General features: G+C 39.0%; 23 protein-coding genes. 6 read left to right on the plus strand and 17 right to left on the minus strand.

Annotation, left to right across the window (positions count from 1 at the left end; genetic code table 11):
• The first annotated feature begins 254 nt into the window (after window positions 1–254).
• Genes V4762_RS00480 through feoB form a run of 3 tightly spaced genes read left to right on the plus strand, consistent with a single transcriptional unit; the run spans window position 255 to window position 2,774 of the window.
• Window positions 255–431: a hypothetical protein gene (locus V4762_RS00480; protein WP_347313799.1), complete on the plus strand. Its 177-nt coding sequence runs from the start codon at window positions 255–257 to the stop codon at window positions 429–431.
• On the plus strand, window positions 418–645 hold the full coding sequence (locus V4762_RS00485; protein WP_347313800.1) for a FeoA family protein: 228 nt from the start codon (window positions 418–420) through the stop codon (window positions 643–645). Before V4762_RS00480 ends, V4762_RS00485 begins: the two co-directional genes overlap by 14 nt.
• Window positions 612–2,774, plus strand: a complete 2,163-nt coding sequence (feoB, locus tag V4762_RS00490) for a ferrous iron transport protein B (RefSeq protein WP_347313801.1) — start codon at window positions 612–614, stop codon at window positions 2,772–2,774. Before V4762_RS00485 ends, feoB begins: the two co-directional genes overlap by 34 nt.
• On the opposite strand, the gene V4762_RS00495 is transcribed toward feoB, so the two are convergent.
• The 3 genes from V4762_RS00495 to V4762_RS00505 form a co-directional block, all read right to left on the minus strand.
• Window positions 2,760–3,341 (minus strand): ComF family protein, encoded by a 582-nt coding sequence (locus V4762_RS00495; protein ID WP_347313802.1) that lies wholly within the window; start codon window positions 3,339–3,341, stop codon window positions 2,760–2,762. The genes feoB and V4762_RS00495 overlap by 15 nt on opposite strands.
• A gap of 72 nt (window positions 3,342–3,413) precedes the next feature.
• The gene (gene metK / locus V4762_RS00500; RefSeq protein ID WP_347313803.1) at window positions 3,414–4,610 is read right to left on the minus strand and encodes a methionine adenosyltransferase; all 1,197 of its coding nucleotides are present in this window, start codon (window positions 4,608–4,610) and stop codon (window positions 3,414–3,416) included.
• A 259-nt stretch (window positions 4,611–4,869) separates the two neighbouring features.
• Window positions 4,870–6,120 carry a hypothetical protein gene (locus V4762_RS00505; protein ID WP_347313804.1) on the minus strand — a complete coding sequence of 417 codons (1,251 nt, stop codon included), beginning with the start codon at window positions 6,118–6,120 and terminating at the stop codon, window positions 4,870–4,872.
• A 156-nt stretch (window positions 6,121–6,276) separates the two neighbouring features.
• On the opposite strand from V4762_RS00505, the gene V4762_RS00510 reads away from it, so the two are divergent.
• Complete coding sequence (locus V4762_RS00510; RefSeq protein ID WP_347313805.1) at window positions 6,277–7,371, plus strand: PocR ligand-binding domain-containing protein; 1,095 nt, start codon at window positions 6,277–6,279, stop codon at window positions 7,369–7,371.
• Here V4762_RS00510 and V4762_RS00515 read toward each other — a convergent pair whose 3' ends face one another.
• The 5 genes from V4762_RS00515 to V4762_RS00535 are packed head-to-tail and all read right to left on the minus strand — an operon-like array spanning window position 7,372 to window position 11,077.
• Entirely contained in the window at window positions 7,372–7,971 is a 600-nt protein-coding gene (locus V4762_RS00515; protein WP_347313806.1) for a hypothetical protein, read from the minus strand.
• 19 nt (window positions 7,972–7,990) lie between these two features.
• A complete protein-coding gene (locus tag V4762_RS00520) occupies window positions 7,991–8,341 on the minus strand; it encodes a DsrE family protein (RefSeq protein WP_347313807.1) in 351 nt (116 codons plus the stop codon).
• Window positions 8,338–9,318 carry a molybdopterin-binding protein gene (locus V4762_RS00525; protein WP_347313808.1) on the minus strand — a complete coding sequence of 327 codons (981 nt, stop codon included), beginning with the start codon at window positions 9,316–9,318 and terminating at the stop codon, window positions 8,338–8,340. The genes V4762_RS00520 and V4762_RS00525 overlap by 4 nt, the downstream gene beginning before the upstream one ends.
• A 1-nt stretch (window position 9,319) precedes the next feature.
• Window positions 9,320–10,483, minus strand: coding sequence for a molybdopterin molybdotransferase MoeA (locus V4762_RS00530; RefSeq protein WP_347313809.1), 1,164 nt, complete (start codon window positions 10,481–10,483; stop codon window positions 9,320–9,322).
• Between the two features lie 39 nt (window positions 10,484–10,522).
• On the minus strand, window positions 10,523–11,077 hold the full coding sequence (locus tag V4762_RS00535; protein WP_347313810.1) for a class I SAM-dependent methyltransferase: 555 nt from the start codon (window positions 11,075–11,077) through the stop codon (window positions 10,523–10,525).
• A gap of 255 nt (window positions 11,078–11,332) precedes the next feature.
• Between V4762_RS00535 and thiM the strand changes: the two genes are divergently transcribed.
• Together thiM and V4762_RS00545 are read left to right on the plus strand one after the other, a co-directional pair.
• Window positions 11,333–12,139: a hydroxyethylthiazole kinase gene (thiM, locus tag V4762_RS00540; protein ID WP_347313811.1), complete on the plus strand. Its 807-nt coding sequence runs from the start codon at window positions 11,333–11,335 to the stop codon at window positions 12,137–12,139.
• Entirely contained in the window at window positions 12,139–12,408 is a 270-nt protein-coding gene (locus V4762_RS00545; RefSeq protein ID WP_347313812.1) for an acylphosphatase, read from the plus strand. The genes thiM and V4762_RS00545 overlap by 1 nt, the downstream gene beginning before the upstream one ends.
• A gap of 5 nt (window positions 12,409–12,413) precedes the next feature.
• Here the strand turns inward: V4762_RS00545 and fliY are convergent, their stop codons facing one another.
• Genes fliY through V4762_RS00590 form a run of 9 tightly spaced genes read right to left on the minus strand, consistent with a single transcriptional unit; the run spans window position 12,414 to window position 20,621 of the window.
• Window positions 12,414–13,583: a flagellar motor switch phosphatase FliY gene (gene fliY / locus V4762_RS00550; protein WP_347313813.1), complete on the minus strand. Its 1,170-nt coding sequence runs from the start codon at window positions 13,581–13,583 to the stop codon at window positions 12,414–12,416.
• Between the two features lie 4 nt (window positions 13,584–13,587).
• On the minus strand, window positions 13,588–14,559 hold the full coding sequence (gene fliM / locus V4762_RS00555) for a flagellar motor switch protein FliM (protein ID WP_347313814.1): 972 nt from the start codon (window positions 14,557–14,559) through the stop codon (window positions 13,588–13,590).
• The gene (locus V4762_RS00560) at window positions 14,559–15,353 is read right to left on the minus strand and encodes a flagellar motor protein (protein ID WP_347313815.1); all 795 of its coding nucleotides are present in this window, start codon (window positions 15,351–15,353) and stop codon (window positions 14,559–14,561) included. Before V4762_RS00560 ends, fliM begins: the two co-directional genes overlap by 1 nt.
• 3 nt (window positions 15,354–15,356) lie before the next feature.
• A complete protein-coding gene (locus tag V4762_RS00565) occupies window positions 15,357–15,584 on the minus strand; it encodes a flagellar FlbD family protein (protein WP_347313816.1) in 228 nt (75 codons plus the stop codon).
• Window positions 15,581–16,348: a flagellar hook-basal body protein gene (locus tag V4762_RS00570; protein ID WP_347313817.1), complete on the minus strand. Its 768-nt coding sequence runs from the start codon at window positions 16,346–16,348 to the stop codon at window positions 15,581–15,583. Before V4762_RS00570 ends, V4762_RS00565 begins: the two co-directional genes overlap by 4 nt.
• A gap of 25 nt (window positions 16,349–16,373) precedes the next feature.
• Window positions 16,374–18,062, minus strand: coding sequence for a flagellar hook protein FlgE (locus V4762_RS00575; RefSeq protein ID WP_347313818.1), 1,689 nt, complete (start codon window positions 18,060–18,062; stop codon window positions 16,374–16,376).
• A 52-nt stretch (window positions 18,063–18,114) separates the two neighbouring features.
• Entirely contained in the window at window positions 18,115–18,468 is a 354-nt protein-coding gene (locus tag V4762_RS00580; protein ID WP_347313819.1) for a TIGR02530 family flagellar biosynthesis protein, read from the minus strand.
• Window positions 18,465–18,878 carry a flagellar hook capping FlgD N-terminal domain-containing protein gene (locus tag V4762_RS00585; RefSeq protein ID WP_347313820.1) on the minus strand — a complete coding sequence of 138 codons (414 nt, stop codon included), beginning with the start codon at window positions 18,876–18,878 and terminating at the stop codon, window positions 18,465–18,467. Before V4762_RS00585 ends, V4762_RS00580 begins: the two co-directional genes overlap by 4 nt.
• An 18-nt stretch (window positions 18,879–18,896) precedes the next feature.
• Complete coding sequence (locus V4762_RS00590; RefSeq protein WP_347313821.1) at window positions 18,897–20,621, minus strand: flagellar hook-length control protein FliK; 1,725 nt, start codon at window positions 20,619–20,621, stop codon at window positions 18,897–18,899.
• Window positions 20,622–20,761 lie beyond the last annotated feature (140 nt).

Here is a 20,761-nt window from a genome sequence, read left to right on the forward strand (position 1 = left end):
AAGTCTTAAAATATATTATATATTAAATCAGATTAGATTTGATTTAGAAAAGTAAAAATCATCAGAAAATATAATACTTAAAATTATATCTTAAAATATTGAAATTAGAGGCTTTTTTAATTCTTAAGGCACAATTTATTTTTTCATAAGACAAATTGCCGTAACCTCATTAATGGACAATCCGTTTAGATTGACAAAACCTAAAAATTATACTAAACTTGTAATGTTAGTTAAAACTAACTTTGGAGGAGTTTATGGATATGATGTTGATTTTACTTTTAGGCCTTATATCTTTGTTTGTTTTATACAGGATGTATTCAAAGAAAAAGGGCATCTGTGATAGCTGCCCCAATAAGTCTTGCAAGGCAAAAAATTTCGATTGCTGTGATTTAGATAATCTGCCCAAGGAGAAAAAAAATGGTGTTAAATAAGGCATTAAGAAATAAAAAGTACAGAGTAATCGACATAAAGTTAGATGAAAAGCTTGCAAGAAGACTGCAAGAGCTTGGGATTGTAAAGGGCGGCAAGGTTCACATGGTAAGAAGAGCACCTTTGGGAGATCCAATTCATATTTGCGTGAACGGTCAAAATATATCATTAAGGGATTCGGTGTGTTCAGGTATCGTCATAGAAGAAGACAAATAGCTCAGCCGCTCGAGGGATCAATCAAAATAGCATTTGTTGGCAACCCAAATGTCGGGAAGTCTGCGCTCATAAACGCTATAGCTGGTTCTAACCTAAAGGTTGGAAACTGGCCTGGCGTTACCGTTGAAAAAAAAGAGGCAAGCCTTATCATAAATGGAAAGATGTTTTCCTTAGTGGATTTACCAGGTGCATATTCTTTAAATCCATTCTCTCTTGAAGAGAAAATTACCAGGGATTTTCTTATAAATGAAAAACCAGACTTGATAGTAAACGTGGTAGACAGCAACCAACTCGAGAAAAGTCTTTTTTTGACGCTGGCTTTGTCAGAATTTGAAATACCTATGGTAATAGCCCTTAACTTCTTCGATGAGATGATAAAAAACAAGACAGAAATAGATATAAAAAAGTTAAAAGAACTTCTATCGGTAGAAATAGTCCAAACATCGGGAGTAAAAAAGATCGGATTAGACGCCTTAAGGAAGGCAATTTACAAAACGCTTAATGAGGGCACCCTGCCAAACATACTATTTGAGGAGAGTCTTGATAGAAAATTTAATCAAATAAGAGAAATGCTTTCTGATAAAGATAAAGACCTTGACTATCCGCTATCTTTTGCGGCTGCAAGAGTGTTAGAAAATGATTTACAAGTAGTGGAAGAGTTGCAAAACAAGAACCTTCTCGATAAAAAAATTACAGACCTCTCGCTTGATAACACAACATACATCCAATCAAGGTATAGGCTGATATCTTCAATATGCAATAACATTTTAGTGAGAAGAATAAACGAAAACAATTTAACACAAAAAATTGACTCGGTATTATTAAACAAGTTTTTAGGCTTACCACTCTTTGTCATAATGATGTTTGTGGTGTTTAAGCTTACCTTTGACTTGTCTCAGCCGTTTGTCGATTTTACAGGTTATCTCATAAATAATTATATTGGCAAGTACACCATTTACTTGCTTTGGTTTTTGCCAGACATATTTAAGTCGCTTATAAGAGAGGCCATCATAGGCGGTGTGGGCTCTGTAGTAAGCTTCTTCCCGCTAATAGGCATATTTTTTCTATTTATATCAATACTTGAAGAAAGCGGCTACATGACAAGGGCAGCATTCCTTATAGACAAGCTTATGAACTCAATTGGGCTTAGCGGTAAAGTTTTTATACCTCTTATACTTGGTTTTGGTTGTAACGTCCCAGCAATATATGCCACTAAGGGTCTGGATTCACAAAAGGACAGGCTGCTTGCAGGTCTTATGATACCGCTAATGTCTTGTTCTGCAAGACTTCCAGTTTATCTATTGTTCACAGCAGCTTTTTTTGGGAGCTTTAAAGAGTTGGTGATACTTGGATTATACTTTCTTGGCGCCTTTATAGCCATAATACTTGTTATATTGCTCCAATTAGCGGTTCCATCTTTAAGGATGAATTCTACGCCTTTTATCTTAGAATTGCCACCTTATAGAATTCCTCCTTTAAAATTTCTCCTTAGGCTCACAGGCTTCAGGGTGAAATCTTTCGTAAGAAAGGCAGGCTCTGTAATACTCTTTACAATGATACTTGTGTGGAGTGTAAACTCACTGCCTTACAATGCGCCTCCTGGAGAAAGTTATCTTGCACAGGGGTCAAAGGCTATTGCTTTTATATTTGCTCCAGCAGGCTTTGATAAGTGGGAGGCAGTAGCGACTCTCTTGCCAAGCGTAGTAGCAAAAGAAGCAGTTATTGGGACGCTCGGTCAAATACTTGAGGGAGAGCAGGCATCTTCTAAGGAAATAAAAAGCCCAGAAAAATATAATTTTTTGAGCGATACGTCAGAGGTTATTGTAAGATTTAAAAATTCATTTATCGAAGCAGGCTCAAGCCTTTTGAATTTCTTTACGATAAGCTCATTCCAAGAAAAGGAAAAAAACGAAAGCCTTATGAACAGGCTAAAGGTTTTGTTTACACCACTATCAGCCCTGTCGTTTATGATATTTATACTGCTTTTCGTGCCCTGTATCGTTACTATCAGCGTTTTTATACAAGAATACGGCATAAAGTGGACCGTTTTCGAAATATGCATGCTTCTTGTCATTTCATACAGCGTTTCCACATTGGTTTTTCAGACAGGGAGATTATTTATTCGCTGAAAATTTTCTGATATATTTTTCCCAAAAAACTGGAGAAATTGAAAATGTCAAAAAATAAACGGTCTTGGATCCTGATTTTACAAGCTCATTATAAGCGCTCTTTGAAGTCGCACCTGAAGTTATAACGTCATCGATTAGCAATATTTTTTCTGGCGCTGATTCTGCACAAAAGCAGTTTAGAACGTTTAGACGTCTTTCATTAAAATACAAAAGATGCTGTTTCTTCGTCTCTTTTATTTTTTGGAATCTATATATTGGTAAATTTTTTTTGTCTGAGACTTCTTTCACAACCCTATCCAGGTGAGAGTGCCCAAATTTGTCATCGGGGACACAAGAAACACAAAACCCATCAAATCTTTTGTCCTGCAGAAATTTCAAAACTAATTTTGATATCTCTTCCATAGCTATAGAATTTGACTTTGCTTTGATAACCAAGTCTTTAAATCTATCTTTATACATCCCGATAGAAAAAGATTTTTCAAATGGAGGGCAAAAAAATTCAAATCCATCTCCAAAAGAGGAGCTACAATTCGGACAAATATAATCCAGAGCAAGATCGTCGCACAAAATACAATGCCCCCCAAAAAGGAGGGCAAATATATTTTTAAAATTTTTTAAACTCATCTAATATTTATGAAGCTACGACTTGATTCCCTTTTTCAAATCCTCAACTTTGTCAAGTTTCTCCCAAGAAGTTCCCAAATCCACCCTGCCCATGTGACCATAGGCAGCAAGAGGCCTGTATATTGGTCGTCTGAGATCGAGCTGATTAATTATAGATCTTGGTCTAAAATCAAAGATCTCTCTTACAAGCTCTTCTATTCTCTCTTCTGGCACGTTATTGGTCCCAAAGGTATCTATCATTATAGAAAGGGGATTAGCCTTGCCTATAGCATACGAAACCTGGATTTCAGCCCTTGCAGCAAGTCCAGCTGCTACAATATTTTTTGCCACGTACCTTGCATAATACGCTCCCGATCTGTCTACTTTCGTAGGATCCTTGCCAGAGAAAGCTCCGCCGCCATGTCTGGCCATACCTCCATAGGTGTCTACAATTATTTTTCTGCCAGTCAGACCTGAGTCTCCTTGAGGTCCTCCAATCACAAATCTGCCAGATGGATTTATGAGAACCTTCATAGAGTCATCTCTTAGATTTTCTGGAATTACTGGCATAATAACCTTTTCGATAATCTCTCTTTCTATCTCGTCGTTTTCAACGTCTGGTTTGTGTTGACTAGATATGAGAACGGTGTCAACCCTTATAGGCTTATAACCTTCATACTCGACAGTAACCTGTGTTTTGCCATCAGGCCTAAGAAATGGAATTATTCTATTTTTTCTGGCGAAAGCTAATCTCTTTGCCAGGTTGTGTGCTAGAGTAATTGGAAGAGGCATATACTCTTCTGTCTCATCACAGGCAAAGCCATAAACCATTCCTTGATCTCCCGCTCCAAGCTCTTCTTCAGGTGCATTAACTTTTTCACCACGTTTTTCTAAAGCCACATTAACTCCACCTGCTATATCAGGTGATTGAGGATCTATAGATGTTAGAACAGCACAGGTTTCGCTATCAAAGCCATATTTTGCCCTAGTATACCCAACTTCTTTGATGGTCTTCCTAATAATGCTAGGGATATCCACATATGTCTTTGTAGTAATTTGCCCAACAACTAAAACCAATCCCGTAGCAACAGTTGTCTCTGCAGCTACTCTCCCAGATGGATCATCAGCTAAAATTTCGTCAAGTATAGCGTCTGAAATCTGATCGGCAATCTTGTCGGGGTGGCCTTCTGTTACAGACTCTGAGGTGAAAAAATAATGCTTGTTTTGGATCAATTTTTGTACCTCCTGAAGATTATTATTTTAACTCACATTATCAAATATTTATCACAAAATTGCAAGCACAACAATTGTTTGTCTTATAGACTTTTACAACAAAAATTAATACACTATTTTGCTATAAATAGCTTAATATTAAGTATAGCTCATTGTATACAGTATGAAATATGCAGCACAAAACTTTTATAAGAAAATCAATTTTCATATTTCAACTTAAAGAGCGTTTTATCAATGAGAAATATTTATAGGCCAAACTTTATTTTGACGACCAGTTGTCAATAGCGTTGTTTATGTCTGGCCATATTTCAGGGATCATATCGGATAGCACCTTGCCCTGTTCAAAGAGTATCTGTTTCCTCGAAACCCAAGTTTCGTTCTCATGCCAATCGAATGATATCTTCTTTTTTATGTCTTTTGACCAGACCGTATCTCCATTTACATCAATCAACTTAAAGTTAACATCCATAAGAATCTTCTTTTTTGGAGAAAGCGACAGAAAACGACCAATCCACCAGGATCCGCCAAATGAGGGCATACTTAATAAATCGAGAATCGCGCCCGGGCTAGATGCTATAGGCTGCGGCAGCAGCAGTGGCTGCGGAAAATCTGGCACATGGGAAATGGTAGTGATCAGGAAAAGAGTTTCTTCCGGTAAATATCCCATCTTGTTTGCTATGAAAGACCTTGAATCTCTTGACATATCTGTAGGGTTAAAGGCCGCAACGTCTTGAAAAGATAAGAGCATAACGTCATTTTTATATTTTTTCAAAGAACCTATAAACATTTTCATGGGAAATGGGGTTTCCTCATAAGAGGCAAGATATATGCCATTTTTGGCCTGAGGAGGGAAAACTATTATAGAAGGCTTTACGCCAATGGTCTTGCTCCCATAAGGATAGTATGGAGCGCTTAGGATTCTATCTCCCGACAAAAATGGTTTCATAGCAGTCTTTATCTCGCTGTGCAGATAATCAAGATATTGTATTTCTCTAAGTCTTTGGGGGACGCCTCCTGGTATGTATTTCACAGGACCAGAGTTAAAAGTTTTTATGTCCCTTTGGGAGACTCCGTAAATCAGCCTACCTGACCTTGCGCTGTAAACTCTAATCTCAAGCCATACATTAATTTCATACTTCTCGAAGATCAGATTGGGGAGGTTGACTATGTCCACAAGGTGTATGATTGGCAACACCACAATATCTCCTTTATTAACGCTGCCCAAACCAAAATAGGCACAAGACATAATAAATTCCCTGTTTATTCCATTAAATTTTTTTTCAAACAAGTTGACATCATCGGTGTCTATATATTTAAGGCCATATCCAGGAAGAGTATTGTCAAAAGCTCTTATTTGTGAACCAGAATATCCAGGGTCTTCGTTTAAAAAGGTTGTTTCTGCAAGATATGGCAAAATAACAGCCTTTTTCGTATCAATAGAGCCCGCATTGGCTTTAGGAATAAATGCACAAAAAAATAGAACTGCTAGTAAAAAAAATTTTATTCTCATGGTAGTATTTTATCAGAAAAAGTTAAAAATAGATTAGGATATATATTAACTATTCTGAAAATTTCGAAAACTTATATTTCGTAGTATACCAAATTGAATGTTAAAATTCATTAACAGGGAAAATAAGAGTTTTACATATAAGTTGAGGAGGAAAAGATGTCAGATGAAAAGTTAAATGAGGCTATAAGTTATTTTGGCGAAGAAGAGCTGAGGCTATCAAAATTGCTTTCAGATGAAGAAAAAAAATGGATATATGATTTTTTCGACAAGCTTTCAAGAGAGCTTGATTTCGCTGTAACGGTATCAGACCCAGAAGGCACCCCTGTCATCCCTGTAATAAATCATTCTGATCTGTGCGGCAAGACAATCCGTAGCACAGAAAAAGGTCTATCCAGATGTAAACAAGAGGCAGCAAAGCGCGGTAAAGACGCTATGGATCAAGGCAAGCCACAATACTATTTTTGTCATGCAAACATACAAGACTTTATAGTGCCAGTTTTACTTTATGGCAAAAGAATAGGAAATATTGCAGGCGGACAGTGTTTGCCTAAAGAACCCGATGAAGATATGGTAGAACACTTTAGGAAATATTTCACTGAAATTGGAGTGCCAAATGTAGAAGAATCACTCAAGACTTTAAAAACTGCTCATATAAACCCAAGAGAAAGAATTGGAAACTTCACTGTGATGTTCGATGCCCTTGGGAAAATTATCTCAAATTATCTTATGTTTCAAGTCGAAGCAAAGATAGAAGAGATGAAATTATTCGAAACTATAGACAAAAACCAAAAAATATCTTCTTCCTTAACCCAAGCACTTAGCTCTTTATCAGCAAGCTCTGAAGAGCTAGCAGCATCTAGCCAGGAAACAGCCGCCGTTGTTAACGAAGCAAGGAACAAACTGGATGAAACTGACGCGATAAACACTTTTATCAAAAAAATCGCAAATCAAACAAGACTTCTTGGCTTGAATGCTGCAATAGAGGCATCCAGAGCGGGCGTGCACGGCAAGGGATTTGGTGTGGTAGCTAGTGAAATACAAAAGCTTGCAACTGAATCTATGAAGTTTGCCAATAGAATAAACGAAACCTTAGAGGAGATAAGCTTATCAGTAAGGCAGATACTCGAAGGATCCCAAAGTATAGCAAAGGTGTCAGAGGATCAGGCGATGTCTATAAACGAGATATCAAAAGTAGCAGAGGATCTGCACGCTATATCAGAAAAGCTCTTGAAAATGAGAAAAGCTAAATAGTTATTTTTTCTCCAATTTAACATATAGCTCGTTTAAAGAATTATAAAAATTCTCATTTGGGTCTTTACAGACCAAGCTTTTCATAAAACCAGCTATCGTGCCAGCGCTTTGGTCGTCTACCACGTCTACGTCATCTGGCCTATATGCGGCAGTGTAACCAAGAGCCCATATTAGCGCGTATCCCACAGAGTCATCAGAAGTGGTGTCGCTTGAATTGAGAGCTGATAAAAATGTTTTGCAGGTATAGTTTTTCGGATTAAAAACTAAATTTGTATCTTTTTTTGAATTTCCAATATAGTGAAAAGTAAAATATTTTCTTACAAAATCAAGCAAAGTTGTGTTTAAATTTTGCGCACAGCCTTCACTCAAATCTGATGTCAAAGATTTCAACATATCGCTATTTAGAGATAGCAAGCTCTCGTCTTTAAAGGATAAGAAGCCCCATACCCACAAAGTCTGCAAAGCTACGCTGCCAGAATCAGTCGAATAGCTTTGGACAAAATCCCTGCATGTATACACATTTGGATCAAATCCTTGAGCATTAGAAATAGGATTAAAAGTAAAGAAAAAAAATAAACCAAATAATATTAATTTTTTCATACTAGCCCCCTTTTAGTATTTATGGCTTTATGTATGTGAAACCCAGATCTTGAAGCTTCACTATCTCTGTAATACCAGCCCTTACAACCTTCGCCCAATTAAAAACTAAACCGGTATCTATCTTATAAAAATTTAGCGCATTATTACAAAATTCAAACATTACTCCTTTGCCAGATAAATCTTTCATAAGATTTTCAAGCTCGCCTCTCAAATCGCTTGTTAGTATCAGAACCCCTGCTGAGTTGGCCACAACTCTTATGTCGTATTCTGACTCACCCGATATGTCATTTATAAAATTATTAATATTTTTTACTGCAACCGTCCATTCTTCCAGCTTCGAAATGTGAAAACAAACTTTTAGCATACTCATCTCATCAAACCTCCATGTCCAGAATGTCTGATCATCTCATAGGTAATCCTCAATCCAGAAAAGGCTATCTGGCCAAACAGATCAAAAGCCCCCGGATCGAATCTAAGCGCGCCCCCTGGCATGCCAAAAATTGGCAGATCTCCTAAATATGCCACAAGGAACATTGCACCAGGTGAAAGTGGCGCACCATAACTTACTACAGCTGCACCAGATCTTCTTACTCCTTCAGCAGAAACGTCATCTGGACTCATCCCACCAGTTATAATTATAACCTGAGCTTTATTTTGAACAAACTTTAAAATAGTATTAGAAATTAAATCAGGATCATCTGGTAAACATTCCCTCATAAATACTTCAGAATTAAACTTTGCTACCTTACTCACAATTAGCGGGGTAAATGAATCCTCTTTTCTACCATAATAAATCTCTGATCCAGTAACAATCAGACCTACTTTCATGCTTATAAAAGGATGAAGAGTTAGAACTTTCCCAAGATTTTTGCACTCACCCTCAATTAATTCTATTTCTCTTTTCTTTACAACTAATCCTTGAACCTTTGCTTTTGCAACAATTCTACCTTCTTCAACTACAGTATTGCTTTTAAGAGTAGCCACAAAGGTATCTCCTCTTGAGTTTATAGCATCGAGTTGCCTTACCCTAACTTTAAAAATTCCCTTTTTTGTTGCAATCACATCAGCCCAGGCTTCACCAGGCATTTTAACAATCAGATTATCGCCAGATATCGCCCTTGCAAGCCTTAAAGCAGCCTCATCTTCATGAAGTTCGTCTTCAGCAATCTTTAAATCCCATATAAAATCTTTGCCGATCTCTTTCAAAATAGGTATATCATCGGCAGTAATGACATGCCCTCTTCTAAAAACAGCCTCTTTATGTTTGCCGGGGACAATCTTTGTCAGATCGTACCCCAAAGTAATACCGACACTTTCCTCAATAGGGATTTTCTTTGATGGATACACTTTATACCTCCAGAGAGAATGGGTAAACTCTTACTAAAGATCCCTCTTCTTGCGCTGGACCAGGATTTAATCTGGCAATATGTGTCATATTGTGAAACCCCTTGAACGAATGACTGTGTTGAGAAAACTTTTTAAAATAAAACTTATTGTCGATTAGGGTTCCTCTTAAATATCTTGCTTCTTTAGACGACTTATTAAAAGGCTCACCAAGCATAGCGTCAAATGGCTCAAGAGAATAGTCCTGGCCAGAAAGAAGAAATATCAGAGGCAGTACAAAGAGATAAAAACCCAAAACAGCAGCCCAAACATTTCCAGATAAGCCAAAATAATAAGTTTTATTTTTCTTGAAAGCCATTATTGACTTGCCAGGCTGCATCTTTACCCTCCAAAAAAGGGGCTCAAAAAATTTTTGGGCGATCGGAAACAAACCGTCGCTCGTATCGAATGAGGCGTTACCAAAAGAAATTACTATATCTGAGTCGTTCAAAGATCTTTCTAACTCACATTCGGTCTCCAGGTTGCCCCTGCATATCAGATTCCTTTTAATTTCTATATGAGGCTTATTTAAAATAGCTTCAAAGGTTGGCGTTAAAAAATTTTTATACATGCCTTCTTCACCGCAACCTACAAGCTCTGCACCGATGGCAAGAAGAGATATCCTTACCTTTTTGACAACTCTTATCTTAGTCTTGTTGAGTCTACAAAAAGTTCCCAGATCGATTGGAGAAATTTTTGAGCCATTGAAAGACACAATTGAGCCAGCACCATACTCTTCGCCCTTTTTAAATATATTCTTGCCCTCTAATGGTATTTTCTTAAAATGAACTATTTCGCCGCTTACTACAGAATCCTCTACGAGCGCTACGGCATTGCTGCCTTGAGGGAGAAGAGACCCTGTGGAAACCTTCACTGCTTCGTTGTGAAAAATTTCTCTTAAAAATGGTTTTTCGGTTGTAGACTCGCCTACTATTTTGCACTCGTCACTGCAAGGCAAGCTTATAGCAAAACCATCCATGGCAGAGAGATTTTGAGACGGCACGTCTTCTTCTACATCTATATCTTGAGCTAACACCCTGCCAATAGAGTATTTGAGGGGAATTAACTCCTTGCCCAAAACACGCGCATTTTGCAATATCAATAGTTTGGCCTTTTCAACCTCTATCATATTAATTTTTCCTTTCTACATTTCAAGTTGAAAAAGTCTTCAGCTTTTGCAAACTTTATCAGACTTTTTCAATATAACGTGATAAATTGAATCTGTTAGATCTTCCATATGAATTAGATCGAAACCCGAGAATACAAGGGTTCCCAGCAAAAGATCTTCTTCCACCCTGACCATTGCTGGAGGTCCAAAGTTTTCTTTTCTCTCTTTTTTCCATTCAATTATAGACAAAATACCTGAGGACTTCAGCCATCGATTTAGCTTCTTCAGCATCAGAGGAGCATCTTCTAACTCATGATAAACAGATGACAAAATTATGAGATCGAAATATTCTTCTTGAAAATCTACCTCTTCAAAGCTTGACGTCAGAGCGACTATGTTGTTTACGCCTTCATTTTTTGCGCGATCTAACATTAGGTTTAATACTTCAGAATTTTTATCAACAGCAAATACAGTACCCTTGTTAAGCATTTTGGCAAAAGGTATTGAAAGAGCCCCTGTGCCGCAGCCAAGATCCAAAATTGTCAAATTATCATCGGTAATTAACTCATCCAAAACCTTTTTTACGTCAATAAATTGTGATATATCCTTATGCAAGGCACCCTCCTAAAATAAATCTTTTTAAATATTATAACGCCAAATATTTAATTGTAGATTTTTAAGAATTCATCATTCATATTGCTAATTTTCTTATAAAAACCAAAAATCATATTTAGCTTATTAACACTTTGTGCTTTCTCTCTTGTTTAAAGACCTCCAAATTTATAATATTATGAGAAAAATGACTGAATTATAGTATTATAAAATATATATTATCTTTGAATGTCTTATAACTTTCTAAGGAGCCAAGATATGAACGATTACGACTGGATTGAAGGAATATTAAAAAAGATAGCAGAAAAAAAGCCGCTCATACACCATCTTACCAATTATGTGGTAATGAACGACAGCGCAAATGTCACTCTTGCAGCCGGTGCCCTACCAATAATGGCCCAAGAAGAAGCCGAATTAGACGATATAACAAACATGGCCTCAGCAGTGCTGTTAAATATAGGCACATTAAAACAGGATGAAATAAATCATATGCTCCTTGCCGGGAAATATGCAAACTTTAAAAGCCTTCCACTGATTCTCGATCCTGTTGGCGCTGGTGCGAGCAAGTTTAGGACAAGAACAGCAAAAAATCTTTTACAAAATCTAAAAATTAACATTATAAAGGGTAACTCTTTTGAAATATCAACCCTTTGCGATCTGCCAGCGGAGGGCATTGGAGTAGATGCCATTTCAACAAACAAAAATTATGCTGACATAGTCAAAGAAGCTGCAAAAATATATAACTGCGTTGTCCTGTTGACGGGCGAAAAAGACTTTGTGAGCGATGGAGAAAGGGCTTTTGTCATTGAGGGGGGCAGTTCTTTGATGTCGAAAATAACAGGTTGTGGTTGTATGCTTGGCTCTATTACTGCAGCTTTTGCTGCAATAGAAAAGGGCGATCTGTTAAAGGCTTCGCTTGGAGCCAGCATATTTTTTAAATCAGCCGGGAAAATTGCTCAACAAAGAAGCGATCTGCCAGGAGCCTTTAGAACCAGTTTAATTGATTCAATATTTCTTTTAGCAAATAGCAGAGAAAAACTAAACGCAACGTGGAGGGAAGCATAATGACTTTGTACGCCAAAGTAATAGGAAAGGTCCAGGGGGTATATTTCAGGGCTTTTACTCAGGGGATAGCAAGAGAATTGGGGCTCAGGGGCACAGTTAGAAATCTTAAAGACGGATCTGTAGAGGTTATAGCAGTTGGCGAGGAAGAAAAGGTTAATGGGCTAATAAAACTTTTAAAAAGGGGCTCGCCTGGATCGAACGTAATAGAAATAGAAACAAAAAAAGACGAAAATAATCTTGATTTTAATGACTTTACAATTGTCTATTAGCTAATTTATATCTTTTCAAGTCTTTCCTTAGGGCTAATTATCTCAGTTATCCTTATGCCGAAATTTTCATCAATCACGACAACTTCGCCTCTTGCTATCAGCTCATCGTTTATCCTGACCTCAAGGGCTTCGCCTGCTAGTTTGTTTAGCTCAATAACCGACCCAGACCTTAGCTCCAATACGTCTTTCAGCGTCATCCTGGCATCACCAAGAGAAACGCTGAGCTCAAGGGGTATATTTAACAGGTTTTCAATGTTGATCGAGTCTCCCTGGGGCGAGGGTTGAAGCTGTTGAAATTGAGCCTGAGATGCTTGTATTTGAGGCTGCTGTTGATATGTAGGTGGTGGCGGATATCCATAAGGTGGTGGCGGCGGATAATTATATTGGTTTTGTTGAGGGGGCTGTTGTGGATATCCGACAGGTTGCTGTTGAAAGCTATCCTGAGGATACGGAGGTGGCATAATTGTCTGGGTAACATTGCCAGTGCCTTGAGAAACAGTGCCACTGCCTTGAGGTGGAACAACAGGGCTTTCACTAGGAGCATTTGTTGAGCTCTTTGAAGGGCTCTCTTCGGTATCGATCATTGCCTTTGCGTTATTAACTGCCATTGCAGCCATCTTTTGAGCTACAGGCTCAGAGAGTATCATAACCAGTTTTGTTTGAAAGACGCTCTCTCCAGTAAAGTCAAAGAGCACTTCTACCGCCTCATTTCCAGAGGCTATCTGCTTTAGCGATTCTACAATTGGCTGTTCATCAAAATTAATAACCTGAGGTGGCATTATATCAATTCTGCCACCTAAAAGGCTGGCAAGAGCGGTGGAAGATGCGCCCATCATCTGATTCATAGCTTCCTGCAGAGCTGACATAGCAAGCTCATCAAATGGAAGCTCTGGGTTGCCTTCTCCACCCATCATAAGATCAGCAATAATTGAACCGTCAGTCTTTTTTACAACAAGCAAAGAAGAGCCCTCAATCTCACCCTCATAGCCTATCATCACGCCAATTGAATTGTCTTCAAAATCAGCGGCTATCTGTTCGACATCGCTTATATCAACCATTGGAGAGGTAATTGATATCTTTTTGTTAACCAATTGCGAAAGAGTGGTGGCAGCAGAACCCATTGCCATGTTTAATACTTCACCTATTGCATCGACTTGATCATCAGTTAAATTCATCTTATCATTCCCTCGTCAAATCATTAATTTTTATTGCTAAGTTTTTTCCAACTCTTCCTGGAGTCCCAAAAAATTTTTGTTTTTTCTCCACCTTAACTTCAAGAGGTTTGTTTACCTTCCTGTCTAACAAAAGGGTGTCGCCAACCCTTAAGCTAACAAGATCTTTCAAAGGAATTTGCATATGGCCTAAACATACCTGTAGATTAACTATAACATTTAAAACGTGCTGATAAACATATTCCTTTTCAAGGTCATTTTCTGCCTTCTTTTTTACAAAAAATCTCTGTGCGGAAAGGTGATTGGTAATTGGCTCAAGAAGGCTATATGGAATAGCTAAAGACATTATGCCGCTAAGATCCCCAATACCTATATCCATAGTAATCAGGACGACCATTTCATTGGCAGGAACCACTTGTGCAAATTCTGGATTGGTCTCTGTGCCTACAAAGGATAGACTTACAGGATATACTGTCCTCCATGCTTCTTCCAAAGCCACAAGGTGCCTGTCAACAAGTTTTGTAATCAAAGCGGTTTCGATATCTGTTGGCGCCCTCGGGCTGGGAGGCGGAAGGCCAGATCCGCCCAAAAGCCTGTCAACAAGGGCTAAGGTTATATTCAGATTCATTTCCACCACCATTGAGAGTCCGGTATTTTCCCAGCTGATTACTACAATCATTGCAGGGGGTATCAAAGAATTTATAAATTCTTCATAAGGAACTTGATCAATTGCAGAAAAATCAAACCTCATGCTACCTCTTACAAGGCTTGAAAGCGAAGTTGCTACAAGTCTGCCATAAGTTTCGTGAATCAGCTCAAGAGTTCTAAGGTGATCCCTTGAAAATTTACTTGGTCTTTTAAAGTCGTAGGTCTTTACAGTCTTTTTTGGCTCTTTTTCAAGCAGATCGGCGCTAACCTGCCCAGCATTAAAGGCATTTAAGATGGCATCTATCTCGTCCTGACTTAGTACGTCAGCCACTATGCGCCAACTCTTTCCTTTTCTTTCTGCGCTTCATATGAAAGTCTAAGCGTAGGAGGCAAAAATACCTTTAATTTTTCTTCAATTATTCTTGGGTTGTCCCCTGCTTGTATTGACAGTATACCTTCCATAACCATAGTTTTTATCTGAGCCTCTTCTTTGCTTCTCACTCCCAACTTTCCTGCGATGGGCAAGAAGACAAGGTTTGCTATACCAACGCCATATAGCGTTGCGATAAACGCACCTGCAATTGCCTGGCTAACTCCGCTGGGATCAGCGAGGTTTGCAAGCATGTGAACAAGACCCATAACAGTTCCAAGAATACCTAATGTGGGAGCAAACCCCCCCAGCCCCACGAAAAAGTTCTCTCCAGATTTGTGTCTGGCGTCCATTATCTCCAAATCGTTCTCAAGAATAGCTCTGACAAGCTCAGGATCAACTGCATCCACAACCAGTTGGACTCCTCGCTTCATAAACATATCATCAACGCCCTCAAGCTCGGCCTCAAGAGAAAGAAGGCCTTCCCTTCTGGCCTTTTCAGCCAGTCTTACAATCTGATCAATTACTCCCACGGGGTTATCCTTTGGCGCAAAAAAGGCCTTTTTAAGAACTTTTGGGACCATTTTTAGCTGATCCATAGTTGTGTTTATAATTACAGCGCCTGTGGTTCCACCGATAACCAATATAAAAGCAGTAAGGCTGACATAGTGGGAAAAAGATCCACCTTCAATAACCACAGACAAGATAATCGAACCAAAAGCAATAGCAAAACCTGCAATTGTTGCTATGTCCATACTTTATCCGTCTTTTTCAGATGTGTTTTGCATTCTGGCTTGGGCAAATCTTAAACCTACCTTTTTGTTATAATTAACAATTTGTTCTATTATTTCTTCCGGAGACTCCTTTACCATAAATTTCTTCCCCGTAAAGAGCGTTATCATGGTATCAGGAGAGCTCTCTATAGATTCTATCAAATCTGAGTTCAAAATGAACACTGCGTCGTTAAGCTTGGTTAATTTTATCATACAATAAGCCCTATTGCGGTCTGAAGCATGCTATCGCTTGTAGTAATAGCCTGGGCATTAACCTGATAAGTTCTCTCATAATTAATCAAATTAGTCATCTGGGTAGCAAGGTCTGTATTAGATCCCTCCAAGGCGCTTTGAGTTATCGAATAACCGCTATTCAAAGATATGGGATTGCCAGAATTTGAAGACGAAATAAAGTTGTTATCTCCTGCGCTGACAAGGCCCTGTTCGTTTGTAAAGCCAACCACATTAATTTTACCATCTAATGTAGATTTACCGTTTGAGAAGTTTGAATAAACAGATCCGTCAGGATTCACTGTAAAGCCCGTATAACCATTGGCAGCTGTATTGATATTTATATTGCCATTTGTGCCCTGTACGTACAAGCCATCTGCGCTTACCAAGCTTCCGTTGCTATCAAGACTAAAGGAGCCATCCCTTGTATAAAAGGTATTCGTGCCATCAGACAGCGTAAAAAAACCGTTTCCGCTGAGGGCAAGATCGGTTGGATTGTTTGTTTGTAGGATTGTCCCTTGAGCAAAGGATACCGGCGTAGAGTCAATGGTAGAACCAAGCCCAACCTCAAGGGGATTGGTTGTGGGGGTGGCAAAAGAGAGCTCTTGAGACAATATATCAGAAAAATTTGTCCCGCTTTCTTTGAATCCCGTCGTGTTACTATTCGATATATTGTTTGCCACGACGTCCAAAGCATTTTGGCTAGAAAGAACGCCGCTTGTGGCAGTATAAATAGAGTTATCCATAATAAAGTCCTCCTAAAATAAATTCCTACGGAGTAGCCTTTAACGAGAGAAGGTCCTGAAGCATTTGGTCAGATGTAGTAATAACCCTTGCGTTTGCCTCATAGCCTCTTTCGGTAGTAATCAAATTCGTAAACTGCTGAGAAAGGTCTACATTGGACATCTCAAGGGCGCTTGGGATAATAGTTCCAATGCCACCTGAACCAGCAGCACCTATTTGGGCAGTTCCAGAGTTGGAAGACGTACTATATATGTTTGATCCATTGCTCGTTAGACCTGACGGATTTGGAAAGTTAGCCAGTGCAATCTGCCCGATTGAATTTGTAAGTCCATTCGAATATGTCCCGGTAATGACGCCCGATTGATCTATAGAATAACTCTGCAAAGACCCAGATGAGTATCCGTCCTGACTGGCAAAGTTTAGACTGGATGAGCCACCATATTGTGTCATACCTGAAAAGTTAATTGTAGGGGTCCAAGGGGTAGATGCACCCGATGATGGATTTATCAAAAGATTTGCAACAGAGGTAGAGGGAGATGGATAGTTGGTTGTCACACTTGACAGAGAGCCATTTGTATTAAAAGTCATTGTTCCAAAACCAGAAGTAGCGTAGACATTTGAAACAGGGGTAGTGCCTACATCAGTAGACGCATAAGAAAAACCATTAAGCCCTGTAGCAGCTCCTGTAGAACCATCACTTTCAGTGATGCCCAACCAGTTAGTGCCATAAGTCCCTGTTGGATCTACCAGCTTTGACTGTAGGTTAACGCTTCCAGGTGTTGTAGTGCTATCGCTTGCTACAAAATAATTTTTTAGTATTTGATCGTTGTTTATAGCGTTTATGACCTTCTGCTCTATTGTAGAAGCAGTGTCGCCAGATTGAACGGTAATCGATATATTGTATGGTACATTGTCGCCGACTATGCTCTGAATTGCATCGCCATTTAAAGATAGAGTTATATTGCCAGTTGTGGTAGCAGGCCCTGTGGGAGCAGCAGCAGTCTTACTAGGAACATCGGCCGACGGAAGGGTTGTTAAACTTCTCCACTTCCACGTGTTTTGAGTCCCAGTCGGGGTGATAACTGTGGTAACAGAGTGAGAGACACCAAGAGAGTCATATATTGCTCCAGATGATGTAACGGCATATGGATTAGTTGAAGAGGAGATGTTAGCATACTGCGATGCGTCCAGATTCCCTGTCATGGTGATGTTGTTTGACTGTTTTGCAGGCATAGACTGACCTATAGGGACAGTTAAGTCTGATACGGGGCCTGAAGGATTTACTACGCCGCTCGAATCAGCCTGCCATCCTTGAACCTTGAGACCCGCGTTGTTTACAAGGTTTCCGTTTGCATCTACGTTGAAAGAGCCATCCCTAGTATAATAGTTCTGAGAACCATTGTTTACTATAAAAAGCCCGTTTCCCTGTATGGCCAAATCGGTATTAACCCCAGTGTTCTCTGTAGAGGCACTGCTAAAAGGTGTAGAGATAGATGCAATTTGGGTTCCCAAACCAACTTGCATAGGATTGATGCCGCCCAAACCATTTTGAGGCGCAGATGCACCGCTCAAAGTTTGAGTTAACATTTGAGAGAAACTAACAGTGCTTCCCTTAAAACCAATTGTATTAACGTTTGCAATGTTATTGCCTATCACGTCCATGGCTGTCTGGTTATTCTCTAAGCCACTAACGGCAGAAGACATAGCTCTTAACATCTTTTACCCTCCTTAATTTTTCGAGGGCCTCCGACAAGCGGTCCAGCCCATTTTATAATATTATTGCACTATCAATATTTGTAAATATATTGTCTTTCAAGCTGTCTTGACTAACAGCGGTAATTATAGTCTTACTATTTGGATTTACCACAAAAGCCTTGTTGTCCATAAGCACAAGTGACTCTTTAGAACCCTTTTTAGAAAGCTTTTCCATAGCATCGTTCATCCTTGAGATGTCTTGAGAATTTAGGTTTATACCTCTTGATTCAAGACGCTTTGATGCGTGATTTGACAGATTTACGCTACCAAGTTCACTATTCAGGACATCAGCAAAGTTTGAGCTAGGATGTGCTTTTGATTGATTAGTATTTGATGAGCCTTGTCCTTGAATTTTATCTATCTTCATGAAACACTTATCACGCTTGATAAATTTATTGTAGAGCCGTTGCTCAACACCAGAGAAGGCGTGCCGTTGCTGATAGTCACTTGAGAAACTGTTGCGCTCTGAGTGCTCTTATCACTTGCGGTATATTGAATATTTTTGCCTATTAAGCCAGTTGCGTACAGATTATTTATATTTGTCATGGAGTTTTGGACCGTAGTACTCATATTTGTCATCTGTTGGGTGGTAGTTAGTGATGACAATTCATTCATAAAATCGCTTGTGCTCATTGCATTAAGCGGATCTTGATTTTTTAGCTGAGCGATTAACAAAGTTAAGAAAGAGTTTGCGCTTGTCAAGCTATTGGAGCTTGAGGTCGAACTGGAACTCGTATTAGCAGTATTGCCGGTTGAGCCAACACTTGAAACTGACATCTTTACTTCCTCCTTTTCTTATACTCTTACGTCTACACCGCTTTTGAGACTCTGGATGCCCGATATGATTGCGCTGTCAAAAGAGGTGCTATTGCTACCGGAAGCTGGATAAATCGACTGATTAAAACTTTGGTTGAAACCTTGACCCTTTTGATCAGAACCTACATATACGTTTACATTGTTTGCTGTAAAGCCATTTGACTGAAGAATCTGCCTGAAATCCTGGATATTTGACATAATAGCGTGTTTGGCAACGTCGTCAGCAACAAAAAATGTCATATTTACAGCGTTTGTTGACTTATCAAGGGATACGTTTAACTTCACTTTGCCCAAATCTGGCGGTTCCAATAAGAACTCTACATCCTTTGGGGTACCCGATCTCAAATCCTGCACCATGTTTTGGACCTTCTGATAGGCATCTATGGACAGGGAGTGATAGGATATGCTTTGGTTTGGAGTTATAAGAGAGCTGCTATTTGACAAGGTGGCTGTGCCTAAGCCAGAAAAGACGGCTTCTTCGCCATTTGACGATGTCTTGCCAGAAGAGCCGGAAGATTGAGGATTAGTTTGATCGAAACCTGACACGATCTGACCAGAAAGAGCTTGTGCAGTTATTAATTGAGTGTTTACAGATGGAGACTGAAGGTTGCTTAATATCTGGGAAGTAATATTGTTTGAGATATTTTGAGCTATGATTTGGTTTTGGGGCACAAATATCTGCTGGCTCTCCTGTAGTGAAGACGAGATTAAAGAATTAGAGGCATAGGTTGGCAGTATGATTGATTGATTGATATTTTGAGAGTTTAAAGTTGGCTGCGAAGAGCTCGTAAGTTGGCCTAAAACAGGTTGAGAATCTTGGTTAGAGGTCGTTTGATTTGATGGAATAGCGTTTGTCTGTGAATTTTGAGACGCACCCTGTACTACCTGAGACGTTGTTAGCAAGTTTACATTTGAGGCAGCAATATTTTGATTTAATTGATTGGCAGATAAAATTCCAAGGTTGTCTGTCAAACCCTGAGTTGATGATTGAAGCTGGCTAACGCTTGCGACCTGAGAGTTTATAGGCTGAAAATTCTGGCTGGATGACGTTATAGTTGAGGTAGTAGAGTTTGTCTGAGAGCCAATTTGAGAAATAGGCGTTTGGGCGTTTAAGTTAGAGTTTAAATTGAGAATGTTTAACATGGCCTGGTCTACAAGATTCCCCTCAGAAGGGGGGCTTGTTGATAAATTAGTATTTGTTAAGTTTGTAAGCTGAGCATTTTGAGTTAAAACAGGAAGCTGAGTTGCTTGAATTGAAATTAATTGGGTATCCTGTAGGGGAGCTAAGGTTTGAGCATTTGTTTGAGAGACAGAGGAAGGATTGATAGCGCTTTGATTGTTCCCGACAGTTTGTGATTGCGGCTGCGAAGATGATGAATTTATTTGTGTTGATACAGGAATCTGTACTGCTATGTTTAGAATGGGTATTTGATTTGAGACAGAAACTGGCACGGATGAAGACTGAGCTTCACTAGGAGAACCTTGATCGTTAGTTGTAGCCTGAGATTGAGACTTGGACGCAGTTGAGCCAAGATTGACCTGAGAGCCCTGGACTATATTGGACTCAACCTGGGTTGCCTCGCTAACAATTTGTTCCAAAAGGGAAGAAAAAGCCTCATCCTGAGATCCAGATACCTGATTTGGATTAGACTTCGAACCACTTGACTGCGATATGGGTAAACTAATTAAAGGCAAGGAATTCAATTTTTCACCTCCTTTCTATTAATTTTAATCAATATAATATACCTTGTTAAGGATATCGACAAAAATCTACAATATATTTAAAAACAATAATATCCAAAAAATTTCACTATCCCTTCGGACAAGAATTTTTTAGATATGTC

Source organism: Thermodesulfobium sp. 4217-1, from assembly GCF_039822205.1.
Taxonomy (GTDB): Bacteria; Thermodesulfobiota; Thermodesulfobiia; order Thermodesulfobiales; family Thermodesulfobiaceae; genus Thermodesulfobium.

Excerpts from the sequence above, each read along its gene's own strand:
- V4762_RS00560 (WP_347313815.1), bottom strand. The coding sequence starts at position 15,353 with ATGGACATAGCAACAATTGCAGGTTTTGCTATTGCTTTTGGTTCGATT.
- V4762_RS00585 (WP_347313820.1), bottom strand. The coding sequence starts at position 18,878 with ATGTCAGTTTCAAGTGTTGGCTCAACCGGCAATACTGCTAATACGAGT.
- V4762_RS00515 (WP_347313806.1), bottom strand. The coding sequence starts at position 7,971 with ATGAAAAAATTAATATTATTTGGTTTATTTTTTTTCTTTACTTTTAAT.
- V4762_RS00575 (WP_347313818.1), bottom strand. The coding sequence starts at position 18,062 with ATGTTAAGAGCTATGTCTTCTGCCGTTAGTGGCTTAGAGAATAACCAG.
- V4762_RS00545 (WP_347313812.1), top strand. The coding sequence starts at position 12,139 with ATGACTTTGTACGCCAAAGTAATAGGAAAGGTCCAGGGGGTATATTTC.
- V4762_RS00505 (WP_347313804.1), bottom strand. The coding sequence starts at position 6,120 with ATGAGAATAAAATTTTTTTTACTAGCAGTTCTATTTTTTTGTGCATTT.
- thiM (WP_347313811.1), top strand. The coding sequence starts at position 11,333 with ATGAACGATTACGACTGGATTGAAGGAATATTAAAAAAGATAGCAGAA.
- V4762_RS00580 (WP_347313819.1), bottom strand. The coding sequence starts at position 18,468 with ATGAAGATAGATAAAATTCAAGGACAAGGCTCATCAAATACTAATCAA.
- V4762_RS00510 (WP_347313805.1), top strand. The coding sequence starts at position 6,277 with ATGTCAGATGAAAAGTTAAATGAGGCTATAAGTTATTTTGGCGAAGAA.
- V4762_RS00530 (WP_347313809.1), bottom strand. The coding sequence starts at position 10,483 with ATGATAGAGGTTGAAAAGGCCAAACTATTGATATTGCAAAATGCGCGT.
- V4762_RS00485 (WP_347313800.1), top strand. The coding sequence starts at position 418 with ATGGTGTTAAATAAGGCATTAAGAAATAAAAAGTACAGAGTAATCGAC.
- V4762_RS00480 (WP_347313799.1), top strand. The coding sequence starts at position 255 with ATGGATATGATGTTGATTTTACTTTTAGGCCTTATATCTTTGTTTGTT.
- V4762_RS00520 (WP_347313807.1), bottom strand. The coding sequence starts at position 8,341 with ATGAGTATGCTAAAAGTTTGTTTTCACATTTCGAAGCTGGAAGAATGG.
- V4762_RS00565 (WP_347313816.1), bottom strand. The coding sequence starts at position 15,584 with ATGATAAAATTAACCAAGCTTAACGACGCAGTGTTCATTTTGAACTCA.
- V4762_RS00570 (WP_347313817.1), bottom strand. The coding sequence starts at position 16,348 with ATGGATAACTCTATTTATACTGCCACAAGCGGCGTTCTTTCTAGCCAA.
- fliY (WP_347313813.1), bottom strand. The coding sequence starts at position 13,583 with ATGAATTTAACTGATGATCAAGTCGATGCAATAGGTGAAGTATTAAAC.